This is a genomic window from Allobosea sp. 01N443, assembly GCF_056399325.1.
In genome coordinates, this window is the sequence record NZ_JBFTRC010000024.1 from 1 (window position 1) to 16,182 (window position 16,182).

Here is a 16,182-nt window from a genome sequence, read left to right on the forward strand (position 1 = left end):
GATCCTGATAATCATCTTCGGCCATCAGCGGCGGCTCGGGATAGTCCGCCTGCGTGTCGTGGCCGTAATCCTGATATTGCGCGTTGCCACGCTCCTCGTCGAGGTCACGCGCATCATGCGCGGCAGGCCGGGCGGGCTCCGACCGTGCAGTGCGATAGGGCTCCGGCTGTTCGACCGGCGTCGGAACATAGACCGCAGCCTGCCGGACCGGTTCGGCGGCAGGTGCCGGGCGGGCGATATCCCCGCGGCGAAGCAGCGCCTCGAACTCGTCGAGTGCCCCCAGCATATCGGCCGGCGGCTGTGCATTGTTGGCGGCAACAGGCTGCTGAGCCGGTGCCTGGGCAAAAGAAGGCTCCTGGCGCTGCCGGGCGCCCGGCCAGGCTCCAGCGGCGGCCGCTTGCTGCTGCACGGGAGCGGCAGCGGCCCGCGGCGAGAAGAGTTCCTTCAGGGGGTCATCCTGACCGACGATTCGGGTCAGCTCGACAAGCGGGTCGACAGACGCCCCTGCCTTTGGAGGCTGAGCCGCGCCGCGCAGCTGACGCTCGAGGTCATCGAGGTCGAGGGCGAAACGGTTCCTAGCTGGCTCACTCATGGTATGATCCATTCCAGCGCTGTCGGCGCCCGAATGGAACGCCGAACTCTACRCAAGGTCAATCTGACCGACTTTGCGCGCCGCCGGCGATCCTGGCCGTCAACGCATTTCTTCCGGCGCCGCAACCCCGACGACAGCCAGACCGGAGGCAAGGACGCTGCGCACCGCGTGCACGAACGCCAGTCTTGCTACCGTGGATTCTCGATCAGTTTGATTAACGAACCGTAATTGCGGCGAGTCTTTGCCCTTGTTCCAGAGCGAGTGGAACGCGCTCGCCAGCTCATGGACGAAGAATGCGACGCGATGYGGCTCATGTGCGCTGGCCGCTGCATCGATCATTCTTGGATAGGCAGCGATCATCTTGATGATGCCGATCTCCGCCTCGTCGGTCAGGCGCGACAGGTCCGCCTGCGCCAGCACCGCGGGCGACAGATCGATGCCCGGGAACGCCTCGCGCGCCTGCCGGAAGATCGAAGCGCAGCGTGCATGGGCATATTGGACGTAGAAGACGGGATTGTCCTTCGACTGCTCGACGACCTTGGCGAGATCGAAATCAAGCGTCGCGTCGTTCTTGCGGAAGATCATCATGAAGCGCACCGCATCGCGGCCGACTTCGTCGATGACTTCGCGCAGCGTCACGAAATCCCCGGAGCGCTTCGACATGCGCACCTGCTCGCCATTGCGCAGCAGCCGCACGAGCTGGCAGAGCTTGACGTCGAGCGAGCCCTCTCCATGCGTCACCGCCTTCACCGCGGCCGACATGCGCTTGACATAGCCGCCATGATCAGCGCCCCAGACATCGATCATCTCGGCGAAGCCGCGAACGAATTTCGAGCGGTGATAGGCGATGTCATTGGCGAAATAGGTGTAGCTGCCGTCCGACTTGAGCAGCGGCCGGTCGACATCGTCGCCGAACAGCGTGGCCCGGAACAGGGTCTGCTCGCGGTCTTCCCAGTCCTCGTCCTTTTGCCCCTTGGGTGGCGGAAGCCTGCCTTCATAGATCAGGTCGCGCGAGCGCAGGTCCTCGATCGTCTCGCGCACGGCATCGATATTGCCGTCGACCGCCTGAAGCGAGCGCTCCGAGAAGAAGACGTCGTGAACGACCCCGAGTGCAGCGAGATCGTCCCGGATCATCGCCATCATGCCGTCGATCGCGGCAGCGCGCACCGCCACCAGCCATTCGGACTCGTGCTTGCCCCGCAGGCTCTCGCCATAGGTCTTGGCCAGGCTCTCGCCGACCGACTTGAGATAGTCGCCGGGGTAGAGTCCCTCCGGGATCGCCCCGATCTCCTCGCCCAGCGCCTCGCGGTAGCGCAGGAAAGCGGAGCGGGCGAGTACATCGACCTGCGCGCCGGCATCGTTGATATAGTACTCGCGGCTGACCGCGTGGCCGGCAAAGGCGAGCAGGCTCGACAAGGCATCGCCGAAGACAGCGCCGCGCCCGTGGCCGACATGCATAGGCCCGGTCGGATTGGCCGAGACATATTCCACATTGATCTTCGGATCGGGCCGGAGCGCACCGCGGCCGTGATCCAGTCCGGCCTCGATCGCGGATTTCAGAATCCCCGTGAAGACGGCCGGCTGCAGCGTCAGGTTGATGAAGCCCGGCCCCGCGATCTCGGCCTTCGCCACGTTCGGATCACGCGCGAGCTCATCAACCAGCAAGGCTGCCAGAGCGCGTGGGTTGGTGCCGGCCTCCTTGGCGAGCACCATCGCGGCATTGATCGCAAGATCGCCATGGGCCGGGTCCCGCGTCGGCTCGACGACGACACGGGCGAAGGACAGCCCGGTCGGGATGGCGCCGCGATCTGCAAGCAGGGTCAGGGCGCTGTTGATGCGCGCGGAAAAGGTCTCGAACAGGTTCATTGCGACCGCAAGAATACGAAAACTGGAAGGAACAAGTGCCCGGGCCTATCGCAGCGACGGGGTCGCGTCAAACAGGCGGCGATGCTCGTCGAGCGCGTACCAGTCGGTCATACCGGCAATATAGTCGGCAATCCGGCGGGCCTTGCGGGGCTCGTCGAGCTCCGTCATCCCAGCCGCCCAGTCGGGCGGCATCGCCTGCGGCGCCGCAGCAAAGCGCGTGAAAAGGTCGCGCACCACGTCGGCTGCCTGCTGGCGAATGACCCCGACCCATGGGTGCCGGTACATGTTGGGATAAAGGAAGGCCTTGATCTGGCGATCGGCCGTCGTGATCATCTCCGAGAAGGCGACAACGGGCTCTCCCGCCCGGCGGATCGCATCGGCATCAGTTGGCGCCAGCGCGGCAATGAGCTCCTGGGAGCGCCCGATCACATCCTCGACGAAGCGCGTGATCACCCGGCGCACCAGCTCGTTCGTGGCGCGGGAGGTCTCGAGGCCAGGATGCAACCGCTCGATCTCGTCGAGCAGATCCGCCAGGAACGGCACGACGCGAAGCTCCGCATGCCCGAACAGCCCAGCCCGCAAGCCATCATCGATGTCATGAGCGTTGTAGGCGATGTCGTCGGCGAGCGCGGCGACCTGCGCCTCCGCAGAGGCATGGCTGTCGAGCCAGAGATCCTGCCGCTCCTGATACTCGACGATCGCCGCTGGGATACCAGTCTTCGCATAGCGGGCAGTCGGCATGCCGTCGGGGTCGATCAGCGGGCCGTTATGCTTGACCAGCCCTTCCAGCGTCTCCCAGCTGAGGTTGAGCCCGTCGAAACCGGCATAGCGATGTTCGAGCCGGGTCACGATTCGCAGCGTCTGGGCGTTGTGATCGAAACCACCGAACTTGTGCATGCAGGCATCGAGGGCATCCTCACCGGTATGCCCGAACGGTGTGTGGCCAAGGTCATGCGCCAGCGCCAGAGCCTCGGCCAGATCCTCGTCGAGGCCGAGCGCCCGGGCGAGTGCACGCGCGATCTGCGCCACCTCGATCGTATGCGTCAGGCGGGTACGGTAATGATCTCCCTCATGCGAAACAAAGACTTGCGTCTTGTGCTTCAAACGGCGGAAGGCTGTGGAATGAATGATCCGGTCGCGATCGCGCTGGAAATGGCTGCGCGTCGGTGACGCCGGCTCCGCGATCAGGCGGCCGCGGCTCTGGCTCGAACGACAGGCATAGGCCGCGCGCCAGCGGTCGCCGGGCTCGCGGTCGGATGAAGGGCTCTGTGGCTGCGGCATGGCGGACCTATCGACGCCCCCTGCTTGTACAGGCGCTGCGGCGCAATTACCTTCGCAGACAACAAAGGTGCAAGGAGCATCTGCCTATGACGACCGATCTTCAGGTCAATCCGCGTGGCATCGCCGTCACCGGCAAGGCCGCGAATCGCATTGTCGCGGTGATGGCGAAGGAGCCGCCCGGCTCGATGCTGCGCGTCAGCGTCGCCGGTGGCGGCTGCTCGGGCTTCCAGTACATCTTCGATGTCGACCACGAAAAGGCGCCGGGCGACCTCGTGATCGAGCGCGACGGCGCAACCGTCCTGATCGACGAGTCCTCGCTGGACCTGCTCGAAGGCTGCACGATCGATTTCGTCGATGATCTTGTCGGCCAGTCCTTCAAGATCACCAATCCGAACGCGACCAGCTCCTGCGGCTGTGGGACGTCGTTTGCGCTCTAGCGGGTCGGCAATGGGCAGCAGGGCCTGATGACGGGCCGTGCCTGACGCCATTCTCCCGAAGCAGCTGACGATTCTCGGCGAAACGCGCAGATCACCTCGCGCGCGAGAGGCGAGTTCATGGCCGCCGCTGTCCGACGCCGGGCGCTCGGCGCCCACAAAAAGGAAAAGGCGCCCTGACGGCGCCTCTTCCTTGGTCTGCGATCTGATTGTCGGCGCTCAGTGCGAGCTGATCGCGCCGCCCTGCTCCAGCCTGATCTCGGCCGCCATCAGGCCCTTCGGTCCAGGTCCGTAGCGCACCAGCACCGTCTGGCCGGGGATGAGCTCCACGATGCCGTAGCGGCGCAAGGTTTCCATATGGACGAAGATGTCCGGAGCGCCCTCGCCCTTCGAGACGAAACCGAAGCCGCGCAGGCGATTGAACCACTTCACCACCATGCGCTCGAGCCCGCTCGTCGGAGCAACCGAGACATTGGTGCGTGCCAGCGGCATCTCCGCCGGATGGCGCCCGGCCGAGGTATCGATCGACATCACGCGCACCGCCTGACGTCCGCGCGCCTTCGCGATCGCTTCCAGAACGATGCGGGCCCCTTCGGCGATGGCGTTGAAGCCATCGCGCTTCAGGATGGTGACATGGACGAGCACGTCGGCACCGCCATCCTCAGGAACCACGAAACCGTAGCCCTTGCTGACATCGAACCACTTGACGTAGCCCACGACCTCGACGCTTGCGTCGTGATCGAAGCCTTCGCCTCCGTCCAGCCGCATKATGCGGTTGAGTGATTGAATCGGACCGACCGGTGGCCGCCCGCTCTCACCGAACTCGTCGGACATGTCCCGCTCATCTCCGCGCGAACTGTTTGATTCGTGCCGATACGATACCATCGGTTCGAAGGCGCGATACAGCCGGCTTGGCGTCATCCACATCATCGCGATGGACACCGCGGCAGATTGGCAACGCTTTTGGCGCGCTCAGCCTGCCAGCCGGCCAAGCGCGGGGCCGATCTCGGCCCGCACCACGAGATCGGCGATCGCGTCGGGCTCCGTCGGTTCGCGATTGATGATCACGAGCTTCGCTCCATTGCGCTTGGCGATCGCCGGAAACGTCGCAGCCGGAAACACCACCAGCGACGAGCCCGCAACGAGGAAGAGATCCGCCCGCATGGTCAGCGCATGCGCCCGTCGCATCGCCGCTTCCGGCATGGCCTGGCCGAACGAGATCGTCGCGGACTTCACGATGCCGCTGCAGATGATGCAGCGCGGCGGCTCTCCGCTTGCCTCGAAGGCCGGGCGGATCGCGGCCAGTTCATGCCGCCAGCCGCAGGTCAGGCAGGTGGCATAGGTGCCGTTGCCGTGCAGTTCGATGATCCTGTCCTCGGGGATGCCGGAATCCTGATGCAGCCCGTCGATATTCTGCGTGATCACTCCGGGAGAGCGACCCTGGGCCACCAGATTAGCAAGTGCCTTATGGCCGCGATTGGGCATCGCACCGGCAAAATGGTCATCCATCGCGAACTTGCGCCGCCAGGCTTCGACGCGCGCCTCGCGGCTGGCGACGAAAGCGTCGAACGGGATCGGTCTGTGGATCATCCAGGGCGAGCCGGGCGACCGGAAATCCGGCACGCCGGATTCGGTCGAGATCCCGGCACCGGTGAAACTGACGATCACGGCAGCGCGGTCGAGCAGCGCGTGGAGTTCGTCGATCGCGTCGTTGGTCTCGTTCTGCATGGGCCCACTCGTCCGCCTTCGCCGCTGCCTATATGAGCGCTGCCCCGTGCTGCGGCCAAGCCGATTGACGCGGAGCCGGACGCGCCTCAAAGCTGCCGTCATGCTCCAGACTGTCCGCCCCACGCTGAACCCCGACCTTCACGACACCGGCACGCCGCCGATCCCGCAGGCGCAGGGTTGGGCTCGTTCCTATGACGGCCACTCCGGCCCGCTGATCGATCTTTCGCAGGCTGTGCCAGGCTCGCCACCACCCGCGTCCCTGCTGCAGCGCCTTGGCGAGGCCGCCGCCCTGCCCGATCTGACACGCTACGGCGCGATCACCGGCGATCTTTCGCTGCGTGAAGCCTATGCCGCCGAGATCGGCAGGATCTATGGCACTCCATTTGCGTCGACCGAGATCGCCATCACCTCCGGCTGCAATCAGGCCTATGTCGTGACCATGATGGCGCTCGCCCGGGCAGGTGACAATGTGCTGCTGCCGACGCCCTGGTACTTCAATCACGAGATGACGCTGACAATGCTCGGCGTCGAAGCGCGCCCGCTCCCCTGCGATCCGGCTTGCGGCTTCGTTCCGGATGCCGAGCAGGCGGAAAGCCTGATCGATGCAAAGACCCGCGCGATCGTGCTGGTGACGCCCAACAATCCGACCGGCTCGGTCTATCCGCCCGAGACCATTGCGGCCTTTGCCGCGCTCTGCGCGAGGCGCGGAATCTGGCTCGTCATTGACGAGACTTATCGCGACTTCCTGCCGGACGGAGTGAAGGCGCCGCATGAGATCTTCGCCACAAGCGGCTGGCGGGATTCCGTGATCGGCCTCTACAGCTTCTCAAAGGCCTATGCCGTGCCAGGCTGGCGCCTTGGCGCCATCACCGCCGGAGAGGCGGTCGTAGAGCAGATCGGCAAGGTGCTGGACTGCGTCCAGATCAGCCCCGTGCGGGCCGGCCAGCAGGCGGTTGCCTGGGGCATCGACGGCATTCGCGACTGGCGCGAGACCAACCGTGCCGAGATCAATGCACGGGCCGGCGCCTTCCGTGCCGCGATGGCGCCACTGAACGGCTGGCAGGTGCTCGCAGCCGGGGCCTATTTCGCCTATGTCGCGCATCCATTCGCAGACGTGCCCGCGGCAGAGGTGGTGCGGGCCCTGGTCGGGGAGCGTGGCGTGCTCGCCCTGCCCGGCCCCTATTTCGGCCCCGGGCAGGAACAGCATCTGCGCATCGCCATCGCCAATGTCGGCAAGGAACGGATCAGCGACATCGGCGAACGGCTCTCGGGCTTTACGCTCTGAATGAAACTCGGGTCATCCCGGGTGGCCGATGGGCGACCGGGACGACCATTGGCCAGAACCTTACCGAAGCAGGGCGGCGTAGCGCTCGCGATAGGCGTAGACCAGCAGACCGCCACTGACGATCAGGATGAGTGCGACCGGCAGGCCCTGCGGATTGATGGTGAGGTGGAACAGCACGATCACGGCCATCACCGGCGCAATCAATGCGAGCCCCAGGGCCGGCACGATATTGAGAAGCAGGCTGAGCGCCCCGACAAGATTGACGCTTTTCAGAAAGGGCCAGAAGAAGCCTGAATTCTGCAGAGCGAGCTCGAATTCCATGCCCTTCGGCGAAGTCGGCGGATGGATCAGATGGCTCCCCGTCGCCAGGAACCAGAAACCGTCGACTGCGCTGACCAAGAAGATCAGGCCGAGCAAAAGCCGCGGCACGGTGACAARCAGAATGTGCTTCATGAGAGCGCCCCCCAGCGCTTCCGTTTTGGACAGCGCGGCCGATGGAACCGCGCTCCCCTACCGTCAAACGACTGCGATCACATCGTTGCGCCGATCTGCCAGGGCACGAACTCGGCATCGCCATAGCCGAGCTGCTCGGATTTGGAGCGCTCGCCGGACGCAACGCGCAGCAGCGTCTCGAAAATCTCGCGGCCCTTCTCCTCCAGCGTCACGCCATCGAGGATGTCCCCGCAATTGATATCCATGTCGTCGATCATCTTCTCGTAGATCGGCGTATTGGTGGCGAGCTTGACCGAAGGTGTCGGCTTGCAGCCATAGGCCGAGCCACGCCCGGTGGTGAAGGCGAGGATATTGGCGCCTCCCGCGACCTGCCCCGTCGCCGCGACCGGGTCGTAGCCAGGCGTGTCCATGTAGACAAAGCCCTTCGATTTCACCGGCTCGGCATAGTGATAGACGGCCGCCAGCGTCTTGGTGCCGCCCTTCGCCGCCGCACCCAGCGACTTCTCCAGGATCGTGGTGAGTCCGCCCGCCTTGTTACCCGGCGAGGGGTTGTTGTTCATGCTCATGCGGGCGCGCTCGGTATATTCCTCCCACCACTTGATCACGCCGACGAGCTTCTCGCCGACCTCGCGCGTTGCAGCGCGGCGGGTGAGCAGGTGCTCGGCTCCGTAGATTTCGGGCGTCTCGGACAGGATCGCCGTGCCGCCATGCTCGACCAGGATGTCGACGGCAGCGCCCAGCGCCGGATTGGCCGTGATGCCGGAATAGCCATCGGAACCGCCGCATTGCAGGGCAAGCGTCAGCTCAGAGGCGGGTACCGTCTCGCGCACGGCGCGGTTGGCGATCGGCAGCATCACCTTCAGCGCCTCGATGCCGGCGGCGACGCTCTTCCTGGTGCCGCCCGTCTCCTGAATCGTCATGGTGCGGAAGATGTCGCTCTCCTCGACGCCATAGGCTTCCTTCATGCGCTTGATCTGAAACCCTTCACAGCCGAGGCCGACGACCAGCACCGCCGCCATGTTGGGGTTGCAGGCATAGCCCCAGGTCGTGCGCTTCAGTACCTCGAAGCTCTCGCCATTGTAGTCGATGCCACAGCCGGTGCCGTGGGTCAGCGCGATGACTCCGTCGACATTGGGGTAATCGGCCAGAATGCCCGAGCGCTTGACCTCCTCGGCCATGAAGCGCGCGACCGAGGCCGAGCAGTTCACCGAAGTGAGGATGCCGACATAGTTGCGCGTGCCGGCCCCACCGCCCTTGCGGCGAAACCCCTCGAACGTCGCCTGCTGCTCGACCGGCAGCACGAATTCAGGCTTCGCCTCGGCACAGAAATCATAGTCGCGCTCGAAGGCGTGGAAGCCGGTATTATGCTCGTGCACCCATTCGCCAGGCGGGATGTCGACCGTGGCAAAGCCGATGATCTGGCCGAATTTGCGGATCGGCTCGTCCTTGGCAATTGGGGCCAGTGCGACCTTGTGGCCGCGCGGAATGCGTTTCAGGGCGACGACACCCGCTGCGGTGACGCCTGCATCGATCGGATCGACCGCGACCGCGACATTGTCGGCGGCATTGAGCTTCAGCGTACGCGGCGGCAAGACCTTGTCGAGCATGAGAGGAACCGTCTGCTTGGGGGTGGCGACCCTGGGCCGCGCTCATCCAAGACATGCGCCTGTCCTGCGCTTTTTTCAATCGGTTGAAAGTAAGCCCGGCCTTGCATGCGACGCCGGATCGTCAGGCCGGCCTATCGCTCGACCGAAACACTGAGCTGCATGGTCGGGTGGATGCCGCAATAGAGCTCATAGATGCCGGCCCGCGTGAACGGGATCCTCACCGACTGGCCGGGCTCCTGCGCTCCGGAGTTGAACGGCTTGGGACCGGTGTCCAGCCGCACATTATGGGTACGGACATCGTCATTGTTGATCGTCAGGCTCTGGCCGGCATGCAGCCTAACGGACGAGGGCTGGAACATCCTGTTCTTCTGCGAGATCGTCGTGCCCAGGTCCGCAACCGCCAGCGCAGCAGGCCGGGCAGCGCTGAGGGCAGAAACCGGTGCGGGCGGATTTTCGCTCGACAGCGTCGCCAGGAAGGCCAACAGCGCGGCGCGCTCCTCCGACGTCAACCCGATCGGCTTGATGTCCGGCGAGAGGCTCGGCCGCTGCACGACACCGTGCTCATAGTGATCGAGCACGGCGTCCAGCGTCGGCAGCGAGCCGTCATGCATATAGGGCGCGGTCCAGGCCAGCTCCCGCAGCGACGGCGTCTGGAACGCATGATCGGCTGCTCTCAGATCGATGATCTTGCCGCGCCCGAGATCGCTCCCCGGCAGACCGACATCGTGAAAGGCACGATCGGTGAAAGCCCAGCCGGAGTGGCAATTGCTGCAGCCGGCCCTGCCGGTGAAGAGCGCAAAGCCCCCCTGTTCTTCGCTGGTGAGGGCGGTCTCGTCGCCTTCGACCCAGGCATCGAAGCGGGTCGGCGGCGAGACCAGGCTTCGGACATAGGTCGCGAGCGAGGCGCTGATCTGGTCAGGCCCGATGCTCCGGCTACCGGGAAACGCGCTCGCGAAGGCCTTGCGATAGTCCGGCCTGCGCGAGAGCTTGACGGCGATATGCGGCAACGTCTCGGCCATCTCGAGCGGGTTCTCGATCGGGCCGTGCACCTGCTCCTCGATCGTGCGCGCCCGCCCATCCCAGAAGAAGGCTGCGCCCCAGGCGAGGTTCCATAGATGCGGTGTATGACGTGCCAGCGGCACCAGTGCCACGCCCTTCCCGATCGCAACGCCGTCGGTGAAGCCGAGCGCCGGGTCATGGCATGTCGCGCATGAGACCGTACCGTTCGAGGACAAGGCCGGATCGCCGAACAGGCGCCGCCCGAGCTCAAGCTTGGCGGGGTTGAGCGGGTTCGAGGCAGGGAACGGCACGGCGCTGGGACGTCGATAGCTCGCGCGCGCAACGGTCAGCCCTGCACCCGTAGCGGATTGGGCGGGCTCCACCGCCTGCGAGCCACCGATCAGCGCGAGCGCGGCGGTGGTCGCGCCGGCGAGAAAGGCATTCAAAAGGGAGGCCGACCGGGCCATCGCCGCCTCAGCGCAGGAAATTCCCAGCCTGGAGCTCGACCCGAGCGATATCGCCGAGCACGGCGCTGGTATCCTTGACCGGCTTCTTCGGYGCGACCGCCGTCGGCCACGCCTTCTTGAGTTCGGCAAGCGCAGCCTGCAATTCCTTGAAGGCAGTCGCGTCCTTGGCGGCAAGCTCGCCGGCAACCGCATCGATCATCGCAGCCGAATGCCAGACGAAGCCGCGCGAGTCCTGATACTCGACCGCCTTGGCGATACGGCCCTTCTCGATGGCGTTGCCATATTCGTCGGCGGCGACCTTCAAGGTCTCGAGCGCTGTCTCGACCGAGAAGCGCGGCCAGTTCTTCTCGGCCTCACGGAGCCCGGCATCGGCCTCGGCGAGGCGCTCATGCACCAGCTTCAGCGCGCCGTCATAGGCATCCTTCTTCCTGGCCTTGACGGTTTGCGCCAGCGCCTTCAGCGCGGCCTCAAAGGGACGGACCTTGTAGGTTGCGAGATCGTTCTTGATGCCACCATAGATTTCTTCAGCCGGGTGCAGGAAGTGCGGCAGCGCCTCACCGAAGCGCCCATCCTTGACCAGTTCGTCGCCAACCAGGAGATGGCCCCGGATCAGGGCGATCGAACGCGCAAATTTGAGGTTGGGCGCCAGCGCGTCGGCTTTGCCGCCTTCGCCCCCCTCTCCACCTTCGCCGCCCTGCCCCTTGGCCGGCGTTGCCTTCACTGCAGCGCCATGAGCATGCTGGGCAATGTCGAAGGAGCCGCTCGCATGCAGGGCCGGAGCGGCGGAGGTCTCTGCGAAACCGGCCGCCGCCACGCCTGCTCCCGCAGCGATCACCGTACCGAGACCGATCCACAGCTTGCTCGAAGTCTTCATCATGTCATCCCGGGTTGGCCGACAGGCGGCGCTGCCACGCAGGGCCTGGCAGGCATCCCACGTAAGAACACGACCTCTCGAATGAACCCGAAAGCTGACATCGTCAAGCAACCGCATCCCTAGAAGAACGATTACATTGATTCTAAACTAGACATCAAGGTAATCACCCTAGTAATCCCTTGATGCCAAGCTATTTTCTGCCCCGGCGCAAACTGTAGATGCGGCCTTCAGCCAGCGAGAATCTCCATGATCCTGCCGATCGGCAACATCCTGACACAAGCCGAGATCGAAGATGCCCGTGCCGCGTTGGCCTCGCTGCGCTTCGAGGATGGTGGCAGGACCGCGGGCTGGAATGCGAAACTGGTCAAGAACAACCGGCAGGCGGCTCCGGGTGCGCGCGCTGATGCGCTCAAGGCGCTCCTCGGGGAGCGCATCCTCGCCAATGAGGTCTTCGCGGCCGCCGTCCGCCCCAAGGCCCTGACGCCGCTGCTCTTCAGCCGCTACGAGCCCGGCCATGCCTATGGCAGCCATGTCGACGACGCCCTGATGGGCGGCATGCGCACCGATGTCTCGTTCACCCTCTTCCTGGCCGACCCCGCGACTTATGAAGGCGGCGAACTGGTGATCGAGACCCCGTCGGGCGACGAGGCGATCAAGCTCCCGGCCGGTTCGCTCATCGCCTATCCCTCGACCACGCTGCACCATGTCGCGCCCGTGACCAAGGGCGAACGGATCGCTGCCGTCGGCTGGGCTCGCAGCTTCATCCGCGACGCAAGCCAGCGCGAGATCCTGTTCGATCTCGACCGGGCCCGTCGCGCACTGTTCGGCCGCGAGGGCAAGACGCCCGAGTTCGACCTGATCTCCAAATCGGTAGCGAACCTCACCCGGATGTGGGCGCAGGACTGACTAGATCATTGGACCGGATATCGTATCCAATCTAATGATCTAACCCTTTGTCTTGCATCGGCTTTCCCGAAAATCGCAATCCACTTTTCGGGCCGATTCTTTAGCGGGTGCCAGCGCCCGGAGTTCCCGTCGCCGCCAGGCCGGCAAGCGTCTCGTCGACGATTGCATCCTTGGCCAGTGCCACCGACACGACCAGCGGGTGCTCATCCGCCCCTGGCTCTTCCAGCGCCGCGAACTGGCTGTCGAGCAGCGCCGGCGGCATGAAATGGTGCTGGCGCGCCGCCATGCGCTGGCCGATCAGCTCCCGCGAGCCCTTGAGATAGACCAGCGCGACATCCGGCCGGTCACCGATGATGACGCGGCGATAGGCACGTTTCAGTGCGGAACAGGTGACGATTCCGTTCTTGCCGGTCGCGCGCAGCTCGTCGATCCAGGCCGCGATCGCCGCCAGCCAGGGCTTGCGGTCCTCATCGTTCAACGGCGTACCGCTCGACATCTTGGCGACGTTCTCGGGCGGGTGGAAGGAATCCGCATCACGAAACGGCCAGCCCAACCGCTCGGCCAGACGCTCGCCGAGCGAGGTCTTGCCGGAGCTGGCGACGCCCATGACGACGATGACGGCCGGYATCTGCCCATGCGGGAAAGCGCTCATGAGGCTCACGGCTTCTTCGGCTCGACATGCCCGCCGAACCCGGCGCGCATCGCCGAGAGCACCTTCTCGGCGAAGGTGTGGTCCTTGCGCGACCGGAAGCGGGTGTAGAGCGAGGAGGTCAGCACCTCGGCCGGCGTCGCGGTCTCCACCGCGGCCTGCACCGTCCAGCGCCCCTCGCCCGAATCCGAGACATGCCCGGTATAGGCAGACAGCTCCTCGTCGGCGGCCAATGCCTCGGCCGTGAGATCGAGCAGCCAGGAGGTCACGACCGAACCGCGCCGCCAGACTTCGGCAATCTCCGCGACATCGAAATCGAAGCCGTATTCGGGTGGCAGACCGTCCTTGGCCGAGGCATTGCGCAACAGGTCGAACCCTTCGGCGAAGGCCTGCATCATGCCGTATTCGATGCCGTTATGGACCATCTTGACGAAATGGCCGGCACCGACCGGGCCGCAATGCAGATAGCCCTGCTCGGATGCCGGGTTGCGGCCCTCGCGGTGCCGGCTCTCTGGAATGTCGCCCTTGCCAGGGGCCAGCGCCTTGAAGATCGGCTCCAGACGGTCGAAGCCCGCCTTGTCGCCACCGACCATCAGGCAATAGCCGCGCTCCAGCCCGTGAACGCCGCCGCTGGTGCCGATATCGAGATAGTGCAGCCCCTTCTCTGCGAGCTCCTGCCCGCGCCGGACATCGTCCTTCCAGAAGGCGTTGCCGCCATCGATCAGTGTGTCGCCGGGGTGGACGAGGGCCGCGAGTTCGCTGAGCGTCGCCTCGGTGATCTCGCCGGCCGGGAGCATCACCCAGATCGCCCGCGGTGCCTTCAGCTTCGAGACGAGATCGGCGAGATCGGCGGCAACCACCGCGCCGTCGCTTGCCAGCGCCGCACCGGGCTTGGGATCACGGTCGTAGACCACGCATTCGTGCCCGGCCTTCATCAGCCGGCGGACGATATTGGCTCCCATGCGGCCGAGGCCGATCATTCCAAGCTGCATAGCAAAGGCTCCTGCCGGGGATCCTGAACCGGCTTTGGGAGCGCTTCATGCCTCGTGCAGCGGGTTGGAGCAAGCGGAACCCGGCAGGGGTCAGCCGCGCTGCAGCGCCCGCCAGCGTCCGGGGGGCACGCCATAGGCGCGGCGAAACTGGCGGGTCAKGTGGCTCTGGTCGGCAAAGCCGCAGGCCATCGCCACCTCGACGAGCGAGGTGCCGCCGAGCAGGAGCCTGCGCGCCTCCTGAAGCCGGCGCATCACGAGATAGTTATAGGGGCTGGTGCCGAAACAGGCGCGAAAATGCCGGGCCAGAGTGAAGCGATCGAGGCCGGCAATGGCTTCGAGTTCGCGGGAGGCCACCACCTCGTCGCGATGGGCGTCGAGATATTGGCGGGCTCGCTCAGCGGCAGGCCGGTCGAGCACGTGTCCCGTCGGCCGCGCGGCCGATGGATCGAGCGCGAGCAACGCTTCGGCGAGCGGCAGCAGGATATCCTCGGCGGCGATCTCGTCGAGCGGCGCATCAAGATCGCGCAAGGCATGGGCTACCRCGCGAACAAGCCGCGCATCCTGCGAGACTGCGGTCGAGACGAAGGGCAAGGCGCAGCCCTGCGCTCCCAATGCCTCCCGGATCAGTCGCGGCTCGACATAGAGCATGCGGTAGCTGAACCCCTCCGGAATCCCGGCGCGCCCGTTATGGATCTCGTCGGGATGCAGCACGATCGCATGCCCGCTCAAGCTGTCGCACCGGCTGCCGCGATACTCGAAGCTCTGCACCCCGGACAGAGTCAGCCCGAACGCATAGGTGTCATGGCGATGCGGATCATAGGCAAAGCCGCGGAAGAACGCTTCCATCCGCTCGATGCCGTCTATGCCCGAGCCCGTGCGCACCCAGTCGGTGCCCTCCGGCCCGCACGATCGTTCAAGACGAGCCTTCCCGGCTTCGGTTAGCGATTGGGTCATGCGTTACGATACCAAGATCGCCATCGTGGTACGCGAGAATCTCGCCCCCTGGCAAAAACTCAATGTTGCGAGCTTCCTGGCCGGAGGGCTGGTCGGCGCTTCGCCCGAACTCGCGGGCGAAGCCTATCGCGACGGCTCCGGCCGTTTCTACGGCCCTCTGATCCGCCAGCCCGTCCTGATCTTTGCGGCGGCAGGCGAGCAGTTGAAGCAGCTTCTGGAGCGCGCCCGCGCCCGTGGCGTGCGCCCGCATCTCTATACTAGCGAGCTGTTCACGACCGGCAACGACAGCGAAAACCGGGCCGCCGTCGCCGCCCTGCCGACCGAAGCGCTTGATCTCGTCGGGCTGGCGCTCCACGCCGAACGCAAGGAAATCGACAAGATCGTCAAGGGCTTGACCCTTCACACCTGAATCAATCTCTGAACCTGTGCTCCGTCGAGCTCGCCCATCGCACCCGACAGCACGATCTCGCCACGATCCATCACGAACATCGTGTCGGCGAGTTCGCGCGCGAAGTCGAAATATTGCTCGACCAGCACGATCGCCATATCGCCGCGCTGGCGCAGGTAGTCGATGGCGCGGCCGATATCCTTGATGATCGAGGGCTGGATGCCCTCGGTTGGTTCGTCGAGCACCAGCAATTTGGGTCGGGTGACCAGCGCCCGCGCGATGGCGAGTTGCTGTTGCTGGCCTCCCGAGAGGTCTCCGCCGCGTCGGCCCAGCATGGACTTGAGCACGGGGAATAGGTCGAACAGGTCATCCGGGATGAAGCGGCTGCGGCGTGGCAGCGGCGCGAACCCGGTTTCTAGGTTTTCCTTGACGCTCAGCAGCGGAAAGATCTCGCGCCCCTGGGGCACGAAGCCGATGCCGGCCCGCGCCCGATCCTCGCTGCGCAAGCTCGAGATGTCCTCGCCCGCAAAGCTGATGCGCCCGCCGCTGATCGGCTGCTGGCCGACGATGGCGCGCATCAACGAGGTCTTGCCGACGCCGTTGCGGCCCATGACGCAGGTGACCTTGCCGGGTTCGGCGGCAATCGAAACCCGGCGCAGGGCCTGCGCCGCCCCGTAATGCAAGTCGATGGCTTCGACGTTCAGCAT

At 65.2% G+C, this 16,182-nt stretch carries 16 protein-coding genes and 1 pseudogene; 4 read left to right on the forward strand and 13 right to left on the reverse strand.

Annotated features, from left to right (window positions below; translation table 11 throughout):
* The 3 genes and pseudogenes from AC1DRP_RS09265 to AC1DRP_RS09275 form a co-directional block, all read right to left on the reverse strand.
* Positions 1 to 592, reverse strand: a pseudogene (locus AC1DRP_RS09265) (hypothetical protein); the annotation flags it as partial.
* Positions 593 to 691: 99 nt separating this feature from the next.
* Positions 692 to 2,458, reverse strand: coding sequence for an arginine--tRNA ligase (gene argS / locus AC1DRP_RS09270; protein WP_476768354.1), 1,767 nt, complete (start codon positions 2,456 to 2,458; stop codon positions 692 to 694).
* Between the two features lie 45 nt (positions 2,459 to 2,503).
* Complete coding sequence (locus AC1DRP_RS09275) at positions 2,504 to 3,739, reverse strand: deoxyguanosinetriphosphate triphosphohydrolase (RefSeq protein WP_476768355.1); 1,236 nt, start codon at positions 3,737 to 3,739, stop codon at positions 2,504 to 2,506.
* A gap of 86 nt (positions 3,740 to 3,825) precedes the next feature.
* Here AC1DRP_RS09275 and AC1DRP_RS09280 point away from each other — a divergent pair, with 86 nt between their 5' ends.
* Complete coding sequence (locus AC1DRP_RS09280) at positions 3,826 to 4,176, forward strand: HesB/IscA family protein (protein ID WP_441505984.1); 351 nt, start codon at positions 3,826 to 3,828, stop codon at positions 4,174 to 4,176.
* A gap of 216 nt (positions 4,177 to 4,392) precedes the next feature.
* On the opposite strand, the gene AC1DRP_RS09285 is transcribed toward AC1DRP_RS09280, so the two are convergent.
* Complete coding sequence (locus tag AC1DRP_RS09285) at positions 4,393 to 5,007, reverse strand: cold-shock protein (protein WP_441489695.1); 615 nt, start codon at positions 5,005 to 5,007, stop codon at positions 4,393 to 4,395.
* A gap of 138 nt (positions 5,008 to 5,145) precedes the next feature.
* Positions 5,146 to 5,901 carry an SIR2 family NAD-dependent protein deacylase gene (locus tag AC1DRP_RS09290; protein ID WP_441505985.1) on the reverse strand — a complete coding sequence of 252 codons (756 nt, stop codon included), beginning with the start codon at positions 5,899 to 5,901 and terminating at the stop codon, positions 5,146 to 5,148.
* A gap of 100 nt (positions 5,902 to 6,001) precedes the next feature.
* On the opposite strand from AC1DRP_RS09290, the gene AC1DRP_RS09295 reads away from it, so the two are divergent.
* Positions 6,002 to 7,186, forward strand: coding sequence for an aminotransferase (locus AC1DRP_RS09295; protein WP_476768356.1), 1,185 nt, complete (start codon positions 6,002 to 6,004; stop codon positions 7,184 to 7,186).
* Positions 7,187 to 7,246: 60 nt separating this feature from the next.
* Here AC1DRP_RS09295 and AC1DRP_RS09300 read toward each other — a convergent pair whose 3' ends face one another.
* From AC1DRP_RS09300 to AC1DRP_RS09315, 4 genes are all read right to left on the reverse strand, one after another.
* On the reverse strand, positions 7,247 to 7,639 hold the full coding sequence (locus tag AC1DRP_RS09300) for a hypothetical protein (protein ID WP_476768357.1): 393 nt from the start codon (positions 7,637 to 7,639) through the stop codon (positions 7,247 to 7,249).
* 77 nt (positions 7,640 to 7,716) lie between these two features.
* Complete coding sequence (locus AC1DRP_RS09305; RefSeq protein ID WP_069880244.1) at positions 7,717 to 9,246, reverse strand: UxaA family hydrolase; 1,530 nt, start codon at positions 9,244 to 9,246, stop codon at positions 7,717 to 7,719.
* Between the two features lie 131 nt (positions 9,247 to 9,377).
* Entirely contained in the window at positions 9,378 to 10,712 is a 1,335-nt protein-coding gene (locus AC1DRP_RS09310; RefSeq protein WP_476768358.1) for a cytochrome c peroxidase, read from the reverse strand.
* 7 nt (positions 10,713 to 10,719) lie between these two features.
* Positions 10,720 to 11,586, reverse strand: a complete 867-nt coding sequence (locus AC1DRP_RS09315; protein ID WP_441505989.1) for a hypothetical protein — start codon at positions 11,584 to 11,586, stop codon at positions 10,720 to 10,722.
* Between the two features lie 246 nt (positions 11,587 to 11,832).
* On the opposite strand from AC1DRP_RS09315, the gene AC1DRP_RS09320 reads away from it, so the two are divergent.
* On the forward strand, positions 11,833 to 12,492 hold the full coding sequence (locus AC1DRP_RS09320) for a Fe2+-dependent dioxygenase (protein ID WP_441505990.1): 660 nt from the start codon (positions 11,833 to 11,835) through the stop codon (positions 12,490 to 12,492).
* A gap of 100 nt (positions 12,493 to 12,592) precedes the next feature.
* Here AC1DRP_RS09320 and AC1DRP_RS09325 read toward each other — a convergent pair whose 3' ends face one another.
* The 3 genes from AC1DRP_RS09325 to AC1DRP_RS09335 all read right to left on the reverse strand — a co-directional run bounded on the left by AC1DRP_RS09325 (position 12,593) and on the right by AC1DRP_RS09335 (position 15,087).
* Positions 12,593 to 13,144 (reverse strand): gluconokinase, encoded by a 552-nt coding sequence (locus tag AC1DRP_RS09325; RefSeq protein ID WP_476768359.1) that lies wholly within the window; start codon positions 13,142 to 13,144, stop codon positions 12,593 to 12,595.
* A gap of 5 nt (positions 13,145 to 13,149) precedes the next feature.
* Positions 13,150 to 14,133, reverse strand: a complete 984-nt coding sequence (gnd, locus tag AC1DRP_RS09330; protein ID WP_476768360.1) for a phosphogluconate dehydrogenase (NAD(+)-dependent, decarboxylating) — start codon at positions 14,131 to 14,133, stop codon at positions 13,150 to 13,152.
* 90 nt (positions 14,134 to 14,223) lie between these two features.
* The gene (locus tag AC1DRP_RS09335) at positions 14,224 to 15,087 is read right to left on the reverse strand and encodes an AraC family transcriptional regulator (RefSeq protein WP_476768361.1); all 864 of its coding nucleotides are present in this window, start codon (positions 15,085 to 15,087) and stop codon (positions 14,224 to 14,226) included.
* Between AC1DRP_RS09335 and AC1DRP_RS09340 the strand changes: the two genes are divergently transcribed.
* Complete coding sequence (locus AC1DRP_RS09340; protein WP_476768362.1) at positions 15,086 to 15,496, forward strand: DUF2000 family protein; 411 nt, start codon at positions 15,086 to 15,088, stop codon at positions 15,494 to 15,496. The genes AC1DRP_RS09335 and AC1DRP_RS09340 overlap by 2 nt on opposite strands.
* Here AC1DRP_RS09340 and urtE read toward each other — a convergent pair.
* Positions 15,487 to 16,182: an urea ABC transporter ATP-binding subunit UrtE gene (urtE, locus tag AC1DRP_RS09345; RefSeq protein WP_441489685.1), complete on the reverse strand. Its 696-nt coding sequence runs from the start codon at positions 16,180 to 16,182 to the stop codon at positions 15,487 to 15,489. The two genes, AC1DRP_RS09340 and urtE, sit on opposite strands and share 10 nt — an antisense overlap.